This is a genomic window from Thermobacillus sp. (assembly GCF_003390775.1).
Taxonomy (GTDB): domain Bacteria; phylum Bacillota; class Bacilli; order Paenibacillales; family Paenibacillaceae; genus Thermobacillus; species Thermobacillus xylanilyticus.
Genome location: NZ_QEWA01000032.1, coordinates 1 through 17971 on the forward strand (window position 1 = coordinate 1; position 17971 = coordinate 17971).

At 62.7% G+C, this 17971-nt stretch carries 18 protein-coding genes; 13 read left to right on the top strand and 5 right to left on the bottom strand.

Features of this window, described 5'->3' with window-relative positions:
- Positions 1-283: 283 nt before the first annotated feature.
- Positions 284-1639, top strand: a complete 1356-nt coding sequence (locus C6W55_RS05625; protein ID WP_286891836.1) for a CapA family protein — start codon at positions 284-286, stop codon at positions 1637-1639.
- Between the two features lie 36 nt (positions 1640-1675).
- Positions 1676-2434 carry a glycerophosphodiester phosphodiesterase gene (locus C6W55_RS05630; protein WP_286891838.1) on the top strand — a complete coding sequence of 253 codons (759 nt, stop codon included), beginning with the start codon at positions 1676-1678 and terminating at the stop codon, positions 2432-2434.
- Positions 2435-2479: 45 nt separating this feature from the next.
- Here the strand turns inward: C6W55_RS05630 and C6W55_RS05635 are convergent, their stop codons facing one another.
- Positions 2480-3637, bottom strand: coding sequence for an HD domain-containing phosphohydrolase (locus C6W55_RS05635; RefSeq protein ID WP_286891840.1), 1158 nt, complete (start codon positions 3635-3637; stop codon positions 2480-2482).
- A 167-nt stretch (positions 3638-3804) separates the two neighbouring features.
- On the opposite strand from C6W55_RS05635, the gene C6W55_RS05640 reads away from it, so the two are divergent.
- From C6W55_RS05640 to C6W55_RS05660, 5 genes are all read left to right on the top strand, one after another.
- Positions 3805-4647 carry a DUF92 domain-containing protein gene (locus C6W55_RS05640; protein ID WP_286891843.1) on the top strand — a complete coding sequence of 281 codons (843 nt, stop codon included), beginning with the start codon at positions 3805-3807 and terminating at the stop codon, positions 4645-4647.
- A gap of 105 nt (positions 4648-4752) precedes the next feature.
- Positions 4753-5475, top strand: coding sequence for an ABC transporter ATP-binding protein (locus C6W55_RS05645; protein WP_286891844.1), 723 nt, complete (start codon positions 4753-4755; stop codon positions 5473-5475).
- A complete protein-coding gene (locus tag C6W55_RS05650) occupies positions 5444-6478 on the top strand; it encodes an efflux RND transporter periplasmic adaptor subunit (protein WP_041853836.1) in 1035 nt (344 codons plus the stop codon). Before C6W55_RS05645 ends, C6W55_RS05650 begins: the two co-directional genes overlap by 32 nt.
- A 31-nt stretch (positions 6479-6509) precedes the next feature.
- Positions 6510-9374, top strand: coding sequence for an ABC transporter permease (locus C6W55_RS05655; protein WP_286891845.1), 2865 nt, complete (start codon positions 6510-6512; stop codon positions 9372-9374).
- A gap of 4 nt (positions 9375-9378) precedes the next feature.
- The gene (locus tag C6W55_RS05660) at positions 9379-10257 is read left to right on the top strand and encodes an ABC transporter ATP-binding protein (protein ID WP_286891846.1); all 879 of its coding nucleotides are present in this window, start codon (positions 9379-9381) and stop codon (positions 10255-10257) included.
- A gap of 90 nt (positions 10258-10347) precedes the next feature.
- Here C6W55_RS05660 and pepF read toward each other — a convergent pair whose 3' ends face one another.
- The 3 genes from pepF to C6W55_RS05675 form a co-directional block, all read right to left on the bottom strand.
- Positions 10348-12141: an oligoendopeptidase F gene (gene pepF, locus C6W55_RS05665; protein ID WP_041854261.1), complete on the bottom strand. Its 1794-nt coding sequence runs from the start codon at positions 12139-12141 to the stop codon at positions 10348-10350.
- A gap of 225 nt (positions 12142-12366) precedes the next feature.
- On the bottom strand, positions 12367-12546 hold the full coding sequence (locus C6W55_RS05670; RefSeq protein ID WP_041854262.1) for a hypothetical protein: 180 nt from the start codon (positions 12544-12546) through the stop codon (positions 12367-12369).
- An 84-nt stretch (positions 12547-12630) separates the two neighbouring features.
- Positions 12631-12864, bottom strand: coding sequence for a hypothetical protein (locus C6W55_RS05675; protein WP_015254325.1), 234 nt, complete (start codon positions 12862-12864; stop codon positions 12631-12633).
- Positions 12865-13018: 154 nt separating this feature from the next.
- On the opposite strand from C6W55_RS05675, the gene C6W55_RS05680 reads away from it, so the two are divergent.
- The 3 genes from C6W55_RS05680 (at position 13019) to C6W55_RS05690 (ending at position 14685) form a co-directional block, all read left to right on the top strand.
- Positions 13019-13453 (top strand): hypothetical protein, encoded by a 435-nt coding sequence (locus tag C6W55_RS05680; protein WP_015254326.1) that lies wholly within the window; start codon positions 13019-13021, stop codon positions 13451-13453.
- Between the two features lie 142 nt (positions 13454-13595).
- Entirely contained in the window at positions 13596-13793 is a 198-nt protein-coding gene (locus C6W55_RS05685; RefSeq protein ID WP_015254327.1) for a cold shock domain-containing protein, read from the top strand.
- Between the two features lie 145 nt (positions 13794-13938).
- A complete protein-coding gene (locus C6W55_RS05690; protein WP_286891850.1) occupies positions 13939-14685 on the top strand; it encodes a YebC/PmpR family DNA-binding transcriptional regulator in 747 nt (248 codons plus the stop codon).
- A gap of 61 nt (positions 14686-14746) precedes the next feature.
- On the opposite strand, the gene C6W55_RS05695 is transcribed toward C6W55_RS05690, so the two are convergent.
- Entirely contained in the window at positions 14747-15394 is a 648-nt protein-coding gene (locus C6W55_RS05695; RefSeq protein WP_015254329.1) for a nitroreductase family protein, read from the bottom strand.
- 119 nt (positions 15395-15513) lie between these two features.
- Here C6W55_RS05695 and C6W55_RS05700 point away from each other — a divergent pair, with 119 nt between their 5' ends.
- Genes C6W55_RS05700 through pfkA form a run of 3 tightly spaced genes read left to right on the top strand, consistent with a single transcriptional unit; the run spans position 15514 to position 17967 of the window.
- On the top strand, positions 15514-15831 hold the full coding sequence (locus C6W55_RS05700; protein ID WP_015254330.1) for a hypothetical protein: 318 nt from the start codon (positions 15514-15516) through the stop codon (positions 15829-15831).
- 48 nt (positions 15832-15879) lie between these two features.
- Complete coding sequence (locus tag C6W55_RS05705) at positions 15880-16941, top strand: tetraprenyl-beta-curcumene synthase family protein (RefSeq protein WP_041854264.1); 1062 nt, start codon at positions 15880-15882, stop codon at positions 16939-16941.
- 57 nt (positions 16942-16998) lie between these two features.
- A complete protein-coding gene (gene pfkA, locus C6W55_RS05710) occupies positions 16999-17967 on the top strand; it encodes a 6-phosphofructokinase (protein ID WP_015254332.1) in 969 nt (322 codons plus the stop codon).
- Positions 17968-17971: the final 4 nt, after the last annotated feature.

Consider the following 17971-nt stretch of genomic DNA (forward strand, 5'->3'; position numbering starts at 1 on the left):
GTCTCGCGCACCGCTGTAACGCGGTATGCACGTTACAGCCGCGCCGACGGGGTCTCGCGCACCGCTGTAACGCGGTATGCACGTTACAGCCGCGCCGACGGGGTCTCGCGCACCGCTGTAACGCGGTGTCCGCGTTACCCCGCACCGGCGTTGTCTCCTCGCGGCTTGCGCGCGGAAATTTTTTTGTCTTCCAAGCCGTGTCAGCCGCTTTTCCTGCTATAATGTGATGGGATGAACGCCGCCGGCATGACGGTGAATACCGGTTTAGGGGGATTTGTGGGAAATGGGACTCTCGCGGGTTGACTCGCGCGCGCGGGATCGGAACAGACGCAGACGGCGTCTGCGCCAGCTTGCGCTGCTGAACATAGGCATGTTGTTCGCCATCGCCGCGCTGGTGTACGGCATTGCGTCAGGCCATTGGCTTCACGGGCGGGAAGACAGTTCCGGCACGCCGAATCCGCCGCTGACGGCGGATGAAGGTCCGGCTTCAGAGCCGGACGGAAGTTCGCCGCAGGACGAGGGGACCGCAAGTGCAGAAGGCGGTGAAGACAAGGGCGCGAACAACGCCACGGATGCGGGGACCGGTGCGGATGACGCCGGGGACGGAAATGACGTTACTCCCGCGCCGTCGGAAGAGGCGGAACCGGAACCGGCCGAGGAGCCGGTCAGGCTCGCGTTCGTCGGCGACATCCTGCTGGCTTCGTCCGTTGAGAAGCTGATGCGCCGCGAAGGATTCGACTACCCGTACGCGAAGGCGCTGCCTTACCTGCAGGAACCGGATCTGACGATCGGCAACCTCGAAAATCCGATCACAACGCGCGGCACGCCGGCTGAAAACAAGAAATACGTGTTTAAAGGCAGTCCGGAACTTCTCCCGTCGCTGCGCGAAGCGGGCATCGACTTCGTCTCGCTTGCGAACAACCATACGCTTGACCAGGGCGTCGAAGGGCTGCTGGATACGATCGACCATCTGAACGAGACGAATCTCAAACATGCGGGAGCCGGCCGCAATGATGAAGAAGCGTTCAAGCCGGCCGTCTTCGACGTGAGGGGCATGTCGATCGCGATTTTCAGCCTGAGCCGCGTCGTGCCGGAAGTCAGCTGGAAAGCGGACAAAAACCATCCCGGCGTGGCGGAAACGTACGATCCGCGCAGGGCGGTAGAAGCGATCGAACGCGCCAGGGAGTCCCATGATCTGATCATTGTGTACGCCCACTGGGGCGAGGAGCTTAGCCGCAAGCCGCGCGACATCGAGAAGCAACTGGCCCGCGCCTACATCGACGCGGGCGCCGATCTCGTCGTCGGCTCTCACCCGCATGTTCTGCAGGGTTTCGAGCATTACAACGGCAGATGGATCGCGTACAGTCTCGGCAATTTCATTTTCAATGTGACGAAGAACGAGGATACGCGCGACACGGGCGTGCTGAACGCGGTCTGCACGAAGGGCGGAGGATGCGAGCTGCAATTCGTCCCGATGCGGGCGATCGAGCCGTCGCGTCCGGAGCCGCTGGAAGGCGAGGCGCGACAGGCGATGCTTGATCAGCTGGAGCGGATTTCATTCGGCGTCACGGTCGGCGAAGACGGTACGCTTCGTCCGGCTGCCGAGGCCGAAGACGCCGGAGCGGCCGGAGCGGCTTGACCGGAGCGGGCAACAGGGGGAAGGAGGCCTCAAGGCGTGGGAATTGCCAATCCGTGCTGCGCGCACCGGGGCGCGTCCGGGCTTGCGCCCGAGAACACGATGGCGGCGATGAAGAAGGCGCTCACGTTCCCGTTCGTCGAATGGATCGAACTGGACGTGCAGCTGTCGAAGGACGGCGTGCCGGTCGTCATGCACGACGACACGGTGAACCGGACGACTGACCGCAAAGGCCGCGTGGCCGATTTCACGGCGGCGGAGCTGGCTTCGATGGACGCGGGAAACTGGTTTTCCCCGGAATTTCGCGGCGAATCCGTGCCGACGCTGGAGCAGGTGCTGGACCTGACGGCGGGCAAGTGCAGGCTGAACATCGAGCTGAAAACTTACGGCGGCCGCTATCCGGGCATCGAGGCGGCGGTCGTCGGGCTGCTCCGTCGGCACGATCGGATCCGCAACTCCGTCATTACGTCGTTTGATCCGCTGGCACTCAGGCGGGTGAAGGAAGTGGAGAGCGCAATACAAACGGGACTGATCATCGATGCCGCCCCGCCGGGGCTCGAACAGGCGCTCGCGCGCATCGGCGCGGCGTTCCTGTCGATCGGCTGGACCAGGCTGACGGCCGAGCGGATGGCGGCGTTCCGCAAGGCGGGCCTTGAGGTGGTGGCCTGGACGGTCGACCGGAAGCCCGGGATGCGGCGGATCGCCGCAATGGGCGAAGACATCATCATCTGCACGAACTACCCCGATCGCTTCGGCGAGCTGAAGGCGGGGAGGAAGTTCAAGTGGTTCGGGAGATAAAGCAACGGCCGGAGGATGCCGTCAGGCGCCTTCCGGCCGTTTGCGTCATTCCTGCAGTTCATCTTTGTAACGGTCGCGCGCTTCAAGCATGCGCGGAAGCTGTTCCATGAAGACGTCGACCAGCTTCGGGTCGAAGTGCCGGCCACGCTCTTCGCGGAACAGGTTGATGATTCGCTCGAGTTCCCAAGCTTTCTTGTACACCCGGTCGCTGCCGAGCGCATCGAACACGTCGGCCACCGCTGTAATCCGTCCATACAGATGGATTTCCTCGCCTTTCAGGCCGCGCGGGTAGCCGGTGCCGTCCCATTTCTCGTGGTGTTCGTGCGCAATATGGGCGGCCGTGCGCAGCAGTTCGCGGTTCGATCCCCTAAGCAGATTGTATCCGATCGTCGTGTGGGTTTTCATGATCTCGTATTCTTCGTCGGTCAGCTTGCCCGGCTTCTTCAGCACCGCGTCGGGGATGGCGACTTTGCCGATGTCGTGCATCGGGGACGCCACCCGGATCTTCTCGGCTTCCTCCTGCGGCAGGCCGAGACCGAGGGCGAGGATGCGGGAGTATTCGGCCACCCGTTTGACGTGGTTGCCCGTCTCCTTCGACCGGCTCTCGCCGATTTCGCCCATCCGGAAAATAATCTCCTTCTGCGTGGCGACGATCTCTTCGTGCAGCATGACCGATTCGAGCGACTTGCCCGCGTAGGAGGCGGCCAGCGACAAATTTTCCAGGTCGCGCTGCGTGAAGACGCCTTCCTTCGTCATCTTGTTGACGGCCTGATAAGCGCCGATGATGCTGCCGTCGTTGCCGGCGAACGGCACGGTAATGACGGATTTCGTCCGATACCCCGCCTTCCGGTCGTTCTCCGCGTTGTGGCGGGGATCCTGATAGGCGTCCTCGATCAGCAGCGGCTGGCCGAGCGCGATCGAATGGCCGACGAGACCCGAATTGAGCGGCACGCGGATCTCGCTCACGCCGTGGGCGACCGTTGTGAACAGTTCGCCGCGCTTGTAGTCGACCAGCCAGACGGTGCACCGGTCGGCCAAAATCATCTCCCGCCCCATATTCGCCATCAGGACGAGCACATTGTGCAGGTTTCGTTCGTTCGCAATTTTTGCGGTATAATCGAAAATGATGCGGAGCATCTGCTCGGGCGTCAATTCCTCCCGAAGCGCGGGCATCCGTTCGAATTCACGGGGATAATCGGGCAACGGGCGACACTCCTTGCCAAACGGTCTCGTGGCTTTCCGGACATGCCGGAGCATTTTCCAAAAATTTCGATATCAATCGCGCATCTCCTGCCGCCCGGGACTGAAAAAAGACATCTTGCAGCCTCACGGGCTTGCGGAAGCGCATCAACCGGAAGGAAGTTGAAATCATGCTGGACGAATTTGCCGCTTCGATGCCTCTGCGATGGGCAGCCGGGTTTGCGGGCAGCGGGCTGATCGCCTGGATCGCCTGGCGCAAACAGGCGCTCTCGGCGTCGGGTGCCTGGTCCGCCGTGTTGATGGGCGCCGTCTATTTCGCCCTCGGCGGACCGCTCTGGTACGGTTTGCTGCTTGTTTTCTTCGCCACCTCCGTCTTCTGGTCCCGCTGGAAGCGGCATATCCGCGCAAAAAGGGAAGCAGAGCGCCATTACGCGAAGACCGGCCGGCGCGACGCGGGACAGGTATGGGCGAACGGCGGCATCGGCCTTGCGCTCTGCGCGGCATATGCGGTCTGGCCGGAGCCGGCGCTTGCCGCCGCTTTCGTCGGCGTCATGGCGTCCGTAAACGCTGACACCTGGGCGACGGAGATCGGCGCCCTGAGCCGGACGCAGCCGCGTTCCCTGCTGACAGGCCGCTCCGTGCCGGCGGGGACGAGCGGCGGAGTGACGCCGCTCGGTACTTTCGCCGCGTTTGCCGGCGCGGCGCTGATCGGGATTTCCGCCGCGCTGCTGGGCGGCGGGGAGGCGGCGGGCATTCCGGCGGCTGCGCTGATCGTCGTCGCGGCTGCCACCGGACTGGCCGGCACGATAGCCGATTCGCTGCTCGGCGCGTGGCAGCAGGCGATGTACCGCTGCCTGACGTGCGGCGCCCTCACGGAACGCGAGGTCCACTGCGGCAAGCCGGCGCTGCACGCCCAGGGCCGGCGCTGGATGACGAACGATCTCGTCAATCTCATCTCGTCGCTGGTAGCGGGGGCGCTCGCGGCGCTGGCCGTGTTATTGTCAAAAATCTGAAATCTGCCGAAGATTTAAATTGACACCTCGTTCCCGAGATGCCTATTATGCTCTTAAATGGTTTTCCGGCATTTTATGGTCCGACGTGCGGGAGGGACAACGATCATGTCAATTGAAAACGATTGCAATTTACGCGTCATGCTGCGCACGGAAGGCATCCGGCGGGTATTCGGCAGCGGCAGCGGCGCCGTCACGGCTCTCGACGGGATCGACCTGACGATCCGGCAAGGCACGATTACCGCGTTGGTCGGCCGTTCGGGGTCGGGCAAGACGACGCTCCTGAACATCCTGTGCGCCCTGGATGAGCCGACGGCGGGACGCGTCTGGTGGGACGGCCGGGATCTGACGGCCATGCCGGAGAAGCAGAAGAACGCCTTGCGGCGCCGGGAGATCGGGCTCGTCTTCCAGTCGTTCGGTCTGATGCCGCTGATGTCGGCTTACGAGAACGTCGAATTCGGCCTGCGCGTCGCAGGCGTCAAGGCGGGACGCGAGCGGGTGGAGCGCGCCCTCGAGTGGGTCGGCATGAAAGAGCGGATGAAGCATCGCCCGCCGGAACTGTCGGGCGGCGAACAGCAGCGGGTCGCGATCGCCCGGGCGATCGCCCACGAGCCGCGGCTGCTCATCGCCGACGAGCCGACGGCCGAGCTCGACAGCCGGATGGGGCTTACGATCATCCGCGTGTTCCGCGATCTGGTGAAACGATTAGGCACGACGGTCGTGCTGACGACGCACGATCCCGGCATTATGGAGCTGGTCGATCAAGTGATCGCATTGGAGGATGGGAGAATTGTCAAACATGCGGAGACGCCGGCTGCGACGCGGTCTTGACCGCGCGGCGGCCGCGCTGGCGGCACTGATGATCGCGGCCGGCTGTTCCTTGCTGCCGCAGGAAGAGGAAGCGCTTGCACCACCGCTGGTGCAGCCGAAGGAAGAAGTGTTCGATGTCGTCGAGGCGAAGCGCGGCACGATCCAGACGGTGCTGCGCGGCTCGGCGACGTTCACGTCGAGCCGCAGCGAGCCGCTCTACTTCCGCGAATCCGGGGGACGGGTGCTGGCGGTGCATGTGAAGCAGGGCGATGAGGTCAAAGCCGGCCAGACGGTTCTGGAGCTCGATGTCGGCGATCTCGAGCTGCGCATCCGGCTGCAGCGGCTGAACGTCGAGCGGGCGCAGATCCAATACGAGCAGGCGCGGATTGACGGATTGACCGGCCGCGACCTGCGGCTGCGCGAGATCGATCTTGAGCGGGAGCGAATCAGCCTCGAGGCGCTCGAGGAGCAGCTTGAGAAGTCGCGGCTCGTTGCGCCGTTTGACGGCGAGGTGACGTATGTCGCGGAAATCGCGCCCGGCGATTCGGTCACCGCCTATCGGCCGCTCGTCACCGTATCCGATCCGAAGCAGGTCCGGCTGACCTATGTGGCGGCGTCGGCGACCGATCTGCTCGGCGTCCATCCCGGCATGGAGGCGGCGGTCGTCTATGGCGGCGAGATGTACCGGGCGGAGGTCGTGCAGGCGCCGTCGAACGCGCCGCTCACAACCGACAAGACGGAGCAGGAGCGCAATTCGCGCACCATCGTGCTCGAACTGGACAACCCGCCGCAAGACGCCGGGATCGGCACCGGCGCCGACTTCGAGATTCCGCTGCAGCGGCGCGAGAACGCCATCGTCATCCCGCGCGCCGGCCTTCGCACGTACCTCGGACGCGAGTATGTGCAGATCGCCGACGGCGAGCGCCGCAAGGAAGTCGATGTCGAGGTCGGGCTGAAGACGTCGACCGAGGTCGAGATTGTCCGCGGACTGGAAGAAGGCGCCCGGGTAATCTTGAACAACTAGCGCGCCGCACGGCGCGGGGGAGTGGAGCGCCTTGGCCTTGTGGGTCATGATCTTGCGCAAGATGGCCAGCACCAAATGGCTGCAGCTCAATCTGTGGTTCGGGCTGACCGTGTGCGTGGCGCTGTTCAGCTCGATGCCGCTCTATGCGAACGCGATTCTGGAGCGGACGCTGCAGAAAGAGCTGCAATTGATGCAGACCGAACGCAATGTTTATCCCGGATACATGCGCGTGAACGCGCTGCCCGGCACAATTGACGACCGCGCCAGGGCGGCGCAGGTCGTGGACAATCTGGACCGGTATGTGTTCGGTTTTCCGGAGCGCGTCGGCCTGAGCATGCATTCGGGGTATGCCGCCCGGTCCACGATCATGCTCCGCGTCTACGGTGCGGACGCGACGGAACAGGAGATCAGGAACACGAACGTCGTCGGAAGCTTCCGCGCCGTCAGCAATCTGGAGCGGCAGATCCGGCTGATCGACGGCCGGATGCCGGATGCCGGCCGCAGCGACGGCGTGTACGAAGCGCTCGTCACCCAGTCGTTCCTCATCAAGCTCAAACGGGATCTCGGCGAGGAGATTACGGGACTGAACCGCGAAACCGGCGAGAAGTTCCGCATTCTGCCGGTTGGCGTCATCGAATCCGCCGCGCCGGAGGCGATCGACGCCTACGCGCCGTATCCGCTTCAGAACTACGAATCGTCGTTCTACATCCCGCACGACGTGTTCATGCGCGACTTCGTGTACGGCGGCCGCCTGCAATTGGGCGGTTTCCAGTACGTGCTGGCGCTCGATTATACGCAGCTGAAAACGACCGGCATCGAGACGTTCCTCGAGCAGTCCGCGTACATGGACCGGTACCTCGCGAACCGCTTCTCGTACAACGCCGATCTGACGATTGCGATGCTCGAGAAGATCGAGACGTACGAGAAGAAGCGGGAGCGGCTCGGCGTCGTGCTGCTGTCGCTGTATGCGCCGGTCATGATGATGCTCGCCTTCTACCTCTATATGACGGCCGGCCTGATCGTCGAGCGGCAGAAGACGGAGATTGCGGTGCTGCGCAGCCGTGGGGCGAGCCGTCTGCAGGTGCTGCTGGCCTACGCGGCGGAAGGGCTGATGCTCGGCGCCGCCGCATGGGCTGTCGGCCCCTGGCTCGGCGTCCTGTTCACGAAGATGCTCGGCGCGTCGAGCGGCTTCCTGACGTTCGTCGACCGCGCGGCCCTCGATGTCGAGCTGACCGGCGGCGTCTGGGCGATCGCGGCAAGCGCGGCGTTCGGAGCGGCGCTGCTGACGCTCGTTCCGGCCGGGCGGGCGGCGAGGACGTCGATCGTCGACCGCAAGCGCGAGTCGGCCCGCCTGGAGAAGACGCCGTTCTGGCACAAGACAGGCATTGATCTCATCCTGATCGCGGCGGCGGTCTGGCTGCTGAGCGATTTCCGGCGCCAGTCGGCCGACATGCGCGAGCTGGCGCTGGAAGCCGGCTCGCTCCAGGTCGATCCGCTGCTGTTCGTGATGCCGGCCGTGCTGGCGCTCGGCGGCGGGCTGTTCATCCTCCGGCTCTACCCGTGGTTCATCCGGCTGGTCTATTTTCTCGGCCGGAGATGGTGGCCGCCGGCGCTCTATTCGACGCTCGTGACGATCAGCCGCTCGTCCGGCCAGTATCTGGGCATCAAAGTGTTCCTCATCATGACGGTGGCGACCGGCCTGTTCAGCGCGAACGCCGCCCGGACGATCGGCGACAACATGGAGAACAAGATCCGCTATGCGATCGGGGCGGACGTCGTGCTCACGTCGCGGTGGGAGAACGATGCGCCGCCGCCGATGGCCGGCGGGCCGGCGCCGCAGCAGACGGAGGCGGACGCCGCGCCGCCGAAGCGGGTGCAGTACACCGAACCGCCGTTCCTGCCGTTCACCGAAATGCCCGGCGTCGAAGCGGCGGCACGCGTCTTCGTCAAGGAAGACGCCCGCCTGAACGCCGCGGGCGGCGGGGGCGTCACGACGATGTACGGAATCGAAACCTACGAATTCGGCCGGACGGCATGGATGAAAAACGGTCTGCTCGATTACCACCTGAACGCGTATCTGAACCTGCTCGCCTCCGATCCGCGGGGCGTGCTGATCTCCCGCTCGGTGGCCGAAGAGTTCGGCGTCGGGCCGGGCGATCCGATCTACATCGGCTGGGAAGGACTGGACTCCACGATGTTGACCGTCTTCGGCGTCGTCGACTACTGGCCGGGCTGGAACCCGCTGCCGGCTCCCGGTAAGCAGGAGAAACCGCGGCTCGTCGTCGCCCAGCTGTCCGCGATCCACAATCGGCTGGCGCTCGAGCCGTACGAGGTGTGGCTGAACCTGGAGGACGGCGCCGCCTCCAGCGCGGCCTTGTACGAAGCGATCACGGAAGCGGGATACCCGCTCACTTCGCTGCAGGATGCGGGCCAGGAGCTGATCCGGTCGAAGAACGATCCGTTCCGGCTCGCGATCAACGGCGTCATGACACTCGGCTTCGTCATCTCGATGCTGATCAGCTTCTTCGGCTTCCTCGTGTTCTGGCTGCTGTCGCTGTCCGGGCGGACGCTCCAGTTCGGCGTGCTGCGGGCGATGGGCATCCCGTTCGGGCAACTCATCGGCATGCTGGCGAGCGAGCAGCTGCTGACGACCGTCGCCGCCGTCGTCATCGGCGTCATCGTCGGCAATGTCGTGAGCGAACAGTTCGTGCCGCTCTTCGAGATGGCGTTCAATCCGTCCGAGCAGGTGCCGCCGTTCGAAATCGTCCGCCATGCCGGCGATTACGCGCAGCTCTACGGCGTGGTGGCAGTCATGCTGGCCCTGGGGCTCATCGTGCTCGGCTGGCGGCTCGCGCGCGTGAAGATCGCCCAGGCACTCAAACTGGGGGAGGAGTGACGGCATGATTGTCTGCGACGGACTCGTGAAAATCTACAAGACGAAAGACCTTGAAGTCGTGGCGTTGCAGGGGCTCGACCTCAGGGTCGAGACCGGCGAGCTGATGGCGATCATCGGCAACAGCGGGAGCGGCAAATCGACGCTGCTCAACATGCTGGGCGGCCTCGACCGTCCTTCCGCCGGGAAGCTGATGGTTGACGGGAAAGATCTGCTCGCGTTCTCGGAGCGCGATCTTGTCAGGTACAAGCGGGAGACGGTCGGTTTCGTCTGGCAGAACAAGGCGCGGAACCTGATTCCGTACCTGACCGCGCTCGAGAATGTGGAGCTCCCGATTCTGCTGCGCGGAAGGCGGCGCCGGGCGCGGGCGGTCGAGCTGCTCGAGGCGGTCGGGCTCGGGCACCGGATGAAGAACCGGCTCAGCGAGCTGTCGGGCGGCGAGCAGCAGCGCGTCGCGATCGCGATCGCCCTCGCCAACCATCCCAAGCTGCTGCTCGCCGACGAGCCGACCGGCGCGCTCGACACGAAGACGTCGAACCAGGTGCTCGACCTGTTCCGCGAGCTGAACCGGACGTTGGGGTTGACGATCGTCATCGTCACGCACGATCCGCAGCTCGCGCGCAAGGTCGACCGCGTCGTCGCGATCCGCGACGGGAAGACGTCGTCGGAGATCATCCGCCGTTCGTACCGCGAAGACTACGAGAATCTCGAGCGCGAAGAGAGCCATGTGGAATATGTCGTCGTCGACAAGACGGGGCGGCTGCAGATTCCCGCCGGGTTCATGAATGCGGAAGGATTCCGGAACGCGCGGCGGGTGCGCGTGGAGATGGAGAACGGACGCATCGTCCTGTACCCGCCGGACGAGGAGAAAGCCGAGGCGAAATAAACAAGCCATCCGATGCGCCGCGGGCGAATCCGGACGGCAACCCTGTCGCAAGCCGAAGCGGCCGGCCCATTCCGGGCACGGCCGCTTTCTTTACGCCTGGGTCAATTCTTCCATTTGACGGATCAAATCTTCGAACACGCTCATCGCCTGTTCGATTGGTTCCGGCGTCGACATGTCAACCCCGGCTCGCTTCAGGATGTTGATCGAGTAGTCGCTGCCGCCGCTCTTCAGGAAGCCGAGGTACCGCTCGACGGCCGGCTCGCCTTCGTCGAGGATCTGCTTCGCGAAGCTCGTCGCGGCCGAGAAGCCGGTCGCGTACTTGTAAACGTAGAAGCTCGAGTAGAAATGCGGAATGCGCGCCCATTCCATCTCGATGTCCTGGTCGACGACCATACCGTCGCCGTAGTACAGCTTGTTCAGATCGTAGTAGATTTTCGACAGGAGCTGCGGCGTCAGTGATTCGCCGGCTTCCGCCTTCTCGTGGATGATTTTCTCGAACTCGGCGAACATCGTCTGGCGGAACACCGTCGTGCGAAATTGGTCGGCGTAGTACGTCAGCAGATACATTTTTTCCTTCGGGTCGTTCGTCCGCTTCAGCAGGTAGTCCATCAGAAGCGATTCGTTCAGCGTCGACGCGACCTCGGCGAGGAAAATGGTGTACTGCGCGTTCCGGTAAGACTGGTGCCGGTCCGAATAATACGAGTGCAGGGCGTGGCCCATTTCATGCGCCAGCGTGAACATGCTGTTCAGGTTGTCCTTGTGGTTGAGCAGCACGTAGGGGTGGGTGCCGTAAGCGCCCCAGCTGTAAGCGCCGCTCCGTTTGCCCTGGTTCTCGTAGACGTCGATCCAGCCGCCTTCGAACCCTTCCTTCAGCACGTTCTGATAATCCGGACCGAGCGGCGCCAGGCCCTCCAGCACGGTAAGCTTCGCCTGCTCGTACGGAATTTCCATCTTGAACTCTTCCACCAGCGGCGCGAACAGGTCGTACATGTGCAGTTCTTCGACGCCGAGCAGCTTCCGCCGCAGCTCCATGTAGCGGTACATGAGCGGCAGATGACGGTGGATCGTGTCGATCAGGTTCGTGTACACGTCCTTCGGAATGTTGTCGGCGAAGAGCGACATTTCCAGTGCGGACGGATATTTGCGCGCCCGGGCGTAGAACAGGTTCTTGTTCACGTTGGCGGCGAGCGTCGAGGCGAGCGTGTTCTTCAGCTTGCCGTAGGTTTCGTACATTGCCTTGAACGCGGCTTCGCGAACCGAACGGTCGCGGCTCTCTAGGAACTGGATGTACGTGCCGTGGGTCAGTTCGACGTCTTCGCCGTTTTCATTCTTGATGGTCGGGAATTTCAGGTCGGCGTTGTTCAGCATGCCGAAAATCGTATTCGGCGCCTGGCTGATGTTGCCCGCCTGGGCGAGCAGCGCTTCTTCGCTCTTGCCGAGCACGTGCGCTTTCTGGCGCCGCATCTCTTCGAGCGTGAACTTGTAGGGCGCCAGATTCGGATCGGCGATCATCTTCTCGAGCGTCTCGTCCGGCAGGCTGAGCACTTCCGGCGTAATGAATGAGAGCGCTTCGTTCGCTTCGACGCTCAGTTTCTTCGACTTGTCCGCGAGCGCCATGTTGTTCGGCTCGGCCGTGTCTTCGTGGTGGCGCATGTTCGCGTACACGTAGAGCCGCTCGACGTGGAGCGACAGTTCATCCTCCAGCTCGAAGCAGGCCTTGAGCCGGGCCGGATCGGCCAGCTTGCCCTGGAATTCGGCCGCCTTGGCGATCAGCGCCTTGGCCTGCTCGTATTCCCGGTCCCAATCGGCCTGGGAAGCGAACAAATCTTCCAGCCTCCACCGGTATTTCGGGTTCGTCTCGGAACGTTTCGGCACTTGCTTCATGTCTTGGTTCCTCCTTGGGGACATGATATCGAACCGCACAGCATGTTCGGCCGCGCGGTCGATCGGGACGGGCGCCGCGGCGGCGCCGATCAGGCCGAGCGCAAGCAGGGCGGAAAGCCAGTTCATGACTGCACTTCCTTTTTTGCCCTCTAGTATGCGCCGCGGCGCGCCGCTTCATGAGCCGGGTCAGAGCACGGCTCTGACCGGCCGTATCCGATGCCGGGATCAGCCGCCTAAGGTCAGAAAGGCGTACACCAGCATGATGAACGCGGATGCGATCATCACGATGGCGATCAGCGCGAGAAACCGCCGCATCGGCGGGGCAATCGTATCCCGTTTCATGACGAGGACGGCACCGAACGAAAAGGCGGCGATGATGAAAATGACGAGTGCTGTGGTATCCATCGGTTCCTCCAGATTCCTGCGTTCCCCAAGCAATTCGCCGCACGGCATGTTTTTCCTTCCCGGCTCCGGCACAATGGGGGCAGGTCAGATCGAACGGAACTTCTCGAGAATCGCTTCCCGCTCCGCTTCGCCGCCTTCCAGCCGGTCCGCCTGAAAACGGGATTCCGCCCAGGCCAGCATCTCCGGACGGCTCAGAAACGTGTGGCACTCTTCGCCCCACGCATCGGAGATCTCGCGGACGACGAGCGATTTGCCCTGCACTTCCACCGTCAGCATATTGTATTTGTCGCGCTTGTAAATCTGAACTTTTTTGATCACGGCAATCTCTCCGCGTTGGCGTTTTGTTCCCATCATAACGAACGGGGGGTTGGAAATCAACCGCAGCCCCTGTATGATGAAGGAAAGGGCCGGGGAGACCCGGATTCCTTGAGACAAGACGAGAACGGATGAGACGAGAAGAGGAGAGATGAGCATGGATCGGAAGTATGACCAGGTCGGCACGGCGTTCACGTGCCGGAGCTTCGCGGAGTATGTGCGCATGTTCGCGCTCGCCGAGCCGTTTGATCCGCGGGGCGAAGTGCTGGATGCGGCGGCGGGGGCGTCGTCGTTCACGGCCGCTGCCGCGAGGCGCGGTTTCCGGGCCGTCGCGGTCGATCCGCGCTACAGGCTGCCGCAGGAGGAGCTGTTCAGGGAAGCGCGGACCGAGATTGACGTCTCAACGGCCAAGCTGGAAGGTTTGCAAGATCTGTTCGACTTTTCGTATTACGGCAGTCTGGACCATCACCGCGCCGGACGCGAGGCGTCGCTTAAGCGGTTCATGGACGACTTCGCGGCGGACGGCAGGGACGGAAGCGGCCGCTATGTCGCCGGCGAGCTGCCGCATGATCGGCCCGCATCGCCTGTATAAGGAACACGATTCCGTTGGAACGCCGCGTCCGCAGAAAGAAAATGTGCAGCCTCCGGAAAGTTTGATTTGCTTTTTGGTCGGCCAACGCTTATACTGTGTGTAAGCGCCGGACGATCGGCGTGAATTTTAGGAGGTTGTTCATTTGAAAGGTACGGTAAAATGGTTTAACGCTGAGAAGGGTTACGGCTTCATTCAAGTCGAAGACGGCGACGACGTGTTCGTCCACTTCTCGGCCATTCAGGGTGAAGGGTTCAAGACGCTGGACGAAGGCCAGCTCGTCGAATTCGAAATCACTCAGGGCAATCGCGGACCGCAAGCGGCCAACGTCATCAAGTTATAAGAATGAACAACTTCTTATAATAGAAGATGCACGACACGAGCAAGGCCCCGGATCATCCGGGGTCTTTCTTGTTTGCCTCTTTTTGACCGGAAACCGCCGGCAGTGGTAAACTGCTGTATGGAATCAAGCCCGGGAGGATCATGACATGCCGAAGTTCAAACTGTTCAAAGACCGTAAGGGCAAGGCCGACCAGGCGCGGAACAACAAGTTCGTCAAGCTGGCGAGGGAAATCTACATGCACGCCCGCCGGGGCGGTCCGAATCCCGAAGCGAACCTTGCGCTGAAGAACGCGATCGCGAACGCCCGCGCGGAGCAGATGCCGATCGAGAACATCGAACGCGCGATCAAGCGCGCGACGGCGACCGCCGGGGGCGAAGATTACGAAGAAATCATCTACGAAGGGTACGGCCCGGGCGGCGTCGCCATCATGGTGAAATGTCTGACCGACAACCGGAACCGGACGGCGGCCGACGTGCGCGCCATTTTCAACAAGCGCGGCGGCAACATGGGCGAGTCGGGCTGCGTTTCGTACCTGTTCGATGAGAAGGGGCTGCTCGTCGTCAGCCGCGAAGCGCATGATATCGACGAAGATTCGATGCTGATGGCGGCGATTGATGCCGGAGCGGAGGACATTATCGTGAACGAGGACTTGTACGAGATCTTGACGGCTCCCGCCGATTTCATCAAAGTGAAGCAAGCCCTCGAAGGAAGCGGCCTGACGTTCGAGAGCGCCGGCATTCGCTGGCTGCCGCGAACGACGGTCAAGGTGGAGGGCGAGAACGCCGAGAAGCTGCTGAAAATGATGGACGCCTTCGACGACAACGACGATGTGCATGACGTGTTCGCCAACTACGAGATCGACGACGAAGAACTGGCCAAGCTCGGCGGATGACGGGCCGCATGGCGAAACAGGCTGTCGGATCCACGGAGACAGCCTGTCCGATTGTGTGCGATCAGGAAATGATCGTCAGAATTTCGTCGATCTCCTTGCGCGGGAGTCTGCCCGGCGTTTCGGCCGGATGGCCGAGGGCGATGACCATGTTGATCTGACGCGAATCGTCGATGCTCAGGAACGCTTTCAGCTGCTCTTCAGCCAGCAGCACCGGCCCCGTCATCGGGCAGGTGGCGAGCCCCATCGCGTGGGCGGCAAGCATCAGATTCATCGCCGCGAGGCAGCTGCTCTTGATCCCTTCTTCGCGCCAGACTTCATCCGGCACGAGGCCGATGGGATCGAATATGCGCTCGCGGAACTTCGACTGGTACGGGGTGGCGAGGCAGACGACGAGCGCCGGCGCGTCCGAGAAGGCGGTCGCGTACGGCCCGAACGATTTCACGAGCAGCCGCGCTTCCCTCGCGAGCCCCCGCTCCTCGGCTTCCTTCGCCCGCGCGTGCAGCTGCTGCCAGGTCATGTCTTCAATGGCGCGGATCTTCTCGCGGTCCGTAACGACGATGAATTCCCAGGTCTGCGAGTTGGTGTCGCTCGGCGCGTAGCGGGCGCAGTCGATCAGTTCGCGGATTTGCTCGGCCTCCACGGGTCGGTCCTGGAACTTGCGCACGCTGCGCCGGTCAAGCAAAATCTGTTTGAATGTCATGTAGTCCATTGTGTTGATCCATCCTTTCGTTCTCATTATAGGCGATTCGGTCCTGTTCGCCAACGGGATGATTGGTCGCGCTGGAATTATGCCGGATGTCATGGTACATTATTGGGTGGAGGTTCACAATGGGTGATTCATGGTTCGTCTACGATGAACGGCTGGGGATTGAGGTGCCGGATCTTGAACATGAGTGGGAGACGTACCCCCTGGAAGTGAGAAGCGCGATTCTCGAACGGTGGGAAACGATCCGCGGCCGCATCCCGGACCGGATATTGGCGCTGGAGCGCAGGATCCGCGAGCTGCAGCGGCAGCTCGACGAGGAAGAGGATTTCGAGACATCCTGCAGGCTCAACGCGGATATCGCGGAGCAGGCGAGCCGAATCAACGATCTGAACATCTGGTACCGCATCAATCAGACGATTGATTCGCGGCGCCACACCTGAAGGACGGAGGCGCCGCCGTTGAACGCGACACGGAAACATGGGAGCGGCATGCCGGCCGGACCCTTGAGGCTGATGTATCGGATGTACCGGCACGTGCTGCCCGCGGTTTACGATGAACTGGCGCGCTGGCGGGCGCGGGCGGAGGCGATCCCCGATCCGGAGCTGCGCACGCAGGCGCTGGCCAGCATGTCAAGCAAGCAGTTTCATTGCGAAGGCGGGGCGGTCTTCGCGGCGGCGGTCAACGATCGCCACGGAGAGCTTGTCCCGCTGATCGTCGCCCTGCAGACGATCAGCGATTATCTGGACAATCTGTGCGACCGCAGCACGTCGCTCGATCCCGACGATTTTCGTCTGCTGCACCGGGCAATGCTCGATGCGGTCGACCCGGATGCGGAGACGACCGATTACTATGCGCACCGCGCCGAACGGGACGACGGCGGCTACCTGGCGGCGCTCGTTGCCGCATGCCAGGAGAATATCCGCCGGCTGCCCGGCTATGCCAAGGTGCAGCCGCATGTCGCCCGGTTTGCCGGGCTTTACGGCGATCTGCAGGTGTACAAGCATATCCGCCGGGAGGAGCGGCTGGAAAGCCTTCACCGGTGGTGGGCGCTTCATCGGACGGACCATCCCGAATTGTATTGGAATGAGTTCGCGGCCGCGACCGGTTCGACGCTCGGCATGTTCGCGCTGTTCGTCGAGGCTTGCCGGCCGGATGTGACGGAACGGGACGCGGAGCGGATGGCGGGCGCCTACTTTCCTTATCTGTGCGGCCTGCACATCCTGCTCGACTATCTGATCGACCAGGAGGAGGACCGGCTTGGTGGCGATCTGAATTTCTGCAGCTATTATGAGAACGACGCGGAAATGTTGCAACGGATCGGATGGATCGCGGATCAGGCGCGCAAGGCGGCATGCCGGTTGCCGTCCAATAAATTCCATAAAATGGTAATTGAAGGGCTGCTTGCGGTCTATCTGTCCGACCCGAAGGCCGCGGAGCAGCCGGTCGTCCGCTTCGTCGCGCGCGAATTGATGCGAAACAGCCCGATGGCGCGGCTGTTCTTCCGGCTGAACGTGCTGTGGATACGGCGCCGCGCGAAGCCGCCGCGCTGAGGCGGCCGCCCATTGCATGGCTATCACACCAATTGAATACAGTACAGGGGGAATACGATGTCGGCAGTAAAACGCATTGCAGTAATGACGAGCGGCGGAGACTCGCAGGGGATGAACGCGGCGGTCCGCGCGGTTGTACGGAGCGCGCTGTTCCACGGCCTTGAAGTGTTCGGCGTGCAGCGGGGATATGCAGGGCTTCTGAAGGACGATCTGTTCCCGATGGATCTTCGCAGCGTGGGCGACATTATTCAGCGCGGCGGGACGATTCTGCAGACGGCCAGATGCAAGGAGTTCATGACGCCCGAAGGGCAGCAGCGCGGCGCGGAAGTGCTGAGAAGCCGCGGCATCGACGGCCTCGTCGTCATCGGCGGCGAAGGATCGTACCAGGGCGCCTACAAATTGAGCAAACTCGGCATCAAGACGATGGGGCTGCCGGGCACGATCGACAACGACATCCCGTTCACCGATTTCACGATCGGTTTCGATACGGCCGTCAGCATCGTCGTGGATGCCGTCAACAAGCTGCGCGATACGATGACGTCGCACGAGCGGGTGTCGGTCGTCGAAGTGATGGGCCGCCACAGCGGCGACATCGCGCTCTACGCGGGTCTCGCGAGCGGCGCGGAGACGATCATCGTGCCCGAAGTGCCCTACGACATCGATGCGATTGCCGGCCGGATGCATGACAATTTCAAGGCCGGGAAACGGCACAGCATCGTCATCGTGGCGGAAGGCGCCGCAAGCGGCAACGACATCGCCGAAGCGATCACCGCGCGCAGCGGCATCGAACCGCGGGTCACGGTGCTCGGCCATATCCAGCGCGGCGGCTCGCCGACGCACAACGACCGGATTCTCGCCAGCCGGCTCGGCGATTTCGCCGTCCGCAAGCTGATGGAAGGCGACTCGAGCAAAGGCTGCGGTATCGTGAGCGGCGAGTTGGTCGCGACGGACATCGAGACCGTCGTGAGCACGAAGAAGCCGTTCAACATGGATTTGTACAATCTGGCGCTTCGCTTGTCGCAATAAACCT

Excerpts from the sequence above, each read along its gene's own strand:
- C6W55_RS05625 (WP_286891836.1), top strand. The coding sequence starts at position 284 with ATGGGACTCTCGCGGGTTGACTCGCGCGCGCGGGATCGGAACAGACGC.
- C6W55_RS05640 (WP_286891843.1), top strand. The coding sequence starts at position 3,805 with ATGCTGGACGAATTTGCCGCTTCGATGCCTCTGCGATGGGCAGCCGGG.
- C6W55_RS05645 (WP_286891844.1), top strand. The coding sequence starts at position 4,753 with ATGTCAATTGAAAACGATTGCAATTTACGCGTCATGCTGCGCACGGAA.
- C6W55_RS05650 (WP_041853836.1), top strand. The coding sequence starts at position 5,444 with ATGCGGAGACGCCGGCTGCGACGCGGTCTTGACCGCGCGGCGGCCGCG.
- C6W55_RS05660 (WP_286891846.1), top strand. The coding sequence starts at position 9,379 with ATGATTGTCTGCGACGGACTCGTGAAAATCTACAAGACGAAAGACCTT.
- pepF (WP_041854261.1), bottom strand. The coding sequence starts at position 12,141 with ATGAAGCAAGTGCCGAAACGTTCCGAGACGAACCCGAAATACCGGTGG.
- C6W55_RS05670 (WP_041854262.1), bottom strand. The coding sequence starts at position 12,546 with ATGGATACCACAGCACTCGTCATTTTCATCATCGCCGCCTTTTCGTTC.
- C6W55_RS05680 (WP_015254326.1), top strand. The coding sequence starts at position 13,019 with ATGGATCGGAAGTATGACCAGGTCGGCACGGCGTTCACGTGCCGGAGC.
- C6W55_RS05690 (WP_286891850.1), top strand. The coding sequence starts at position 13,939 with ATGCCGAAGTTCAAACTGTTCAAAGACCGTAAGGGCAAGGCCGACCAG.
- C6W55_RS05695 (WP_015254329.1), bottom strand. The coding sequence starts at position 15,394 with ATGGACTACATGACATTCAAACAGATTTTGCTTGACCGGCGCAGCGTG.
- C6W55_RS05700 (WP_015254330.1), top strand. The coding sequence starts at position 15,514 with ATGGGTGATTCATGGTTCGTCTACGATGAACGGCTGGGGATTGAGGTG.
- C6W55_RS05705 (WP_041854264.1), top strand. The coding sequence starts at position 15,880 with ATGCCGGCCGGACCCTTGAGGCTGATGTATCGGATGTACCGGCACGTG.
- pfkA (WP_015254332.1), top strand. The coding sequence starts at position 16,999 with ATGTCGGCAGTAAAACGCATTGCAGTAATGACGAGCGGCGGAGACTCG.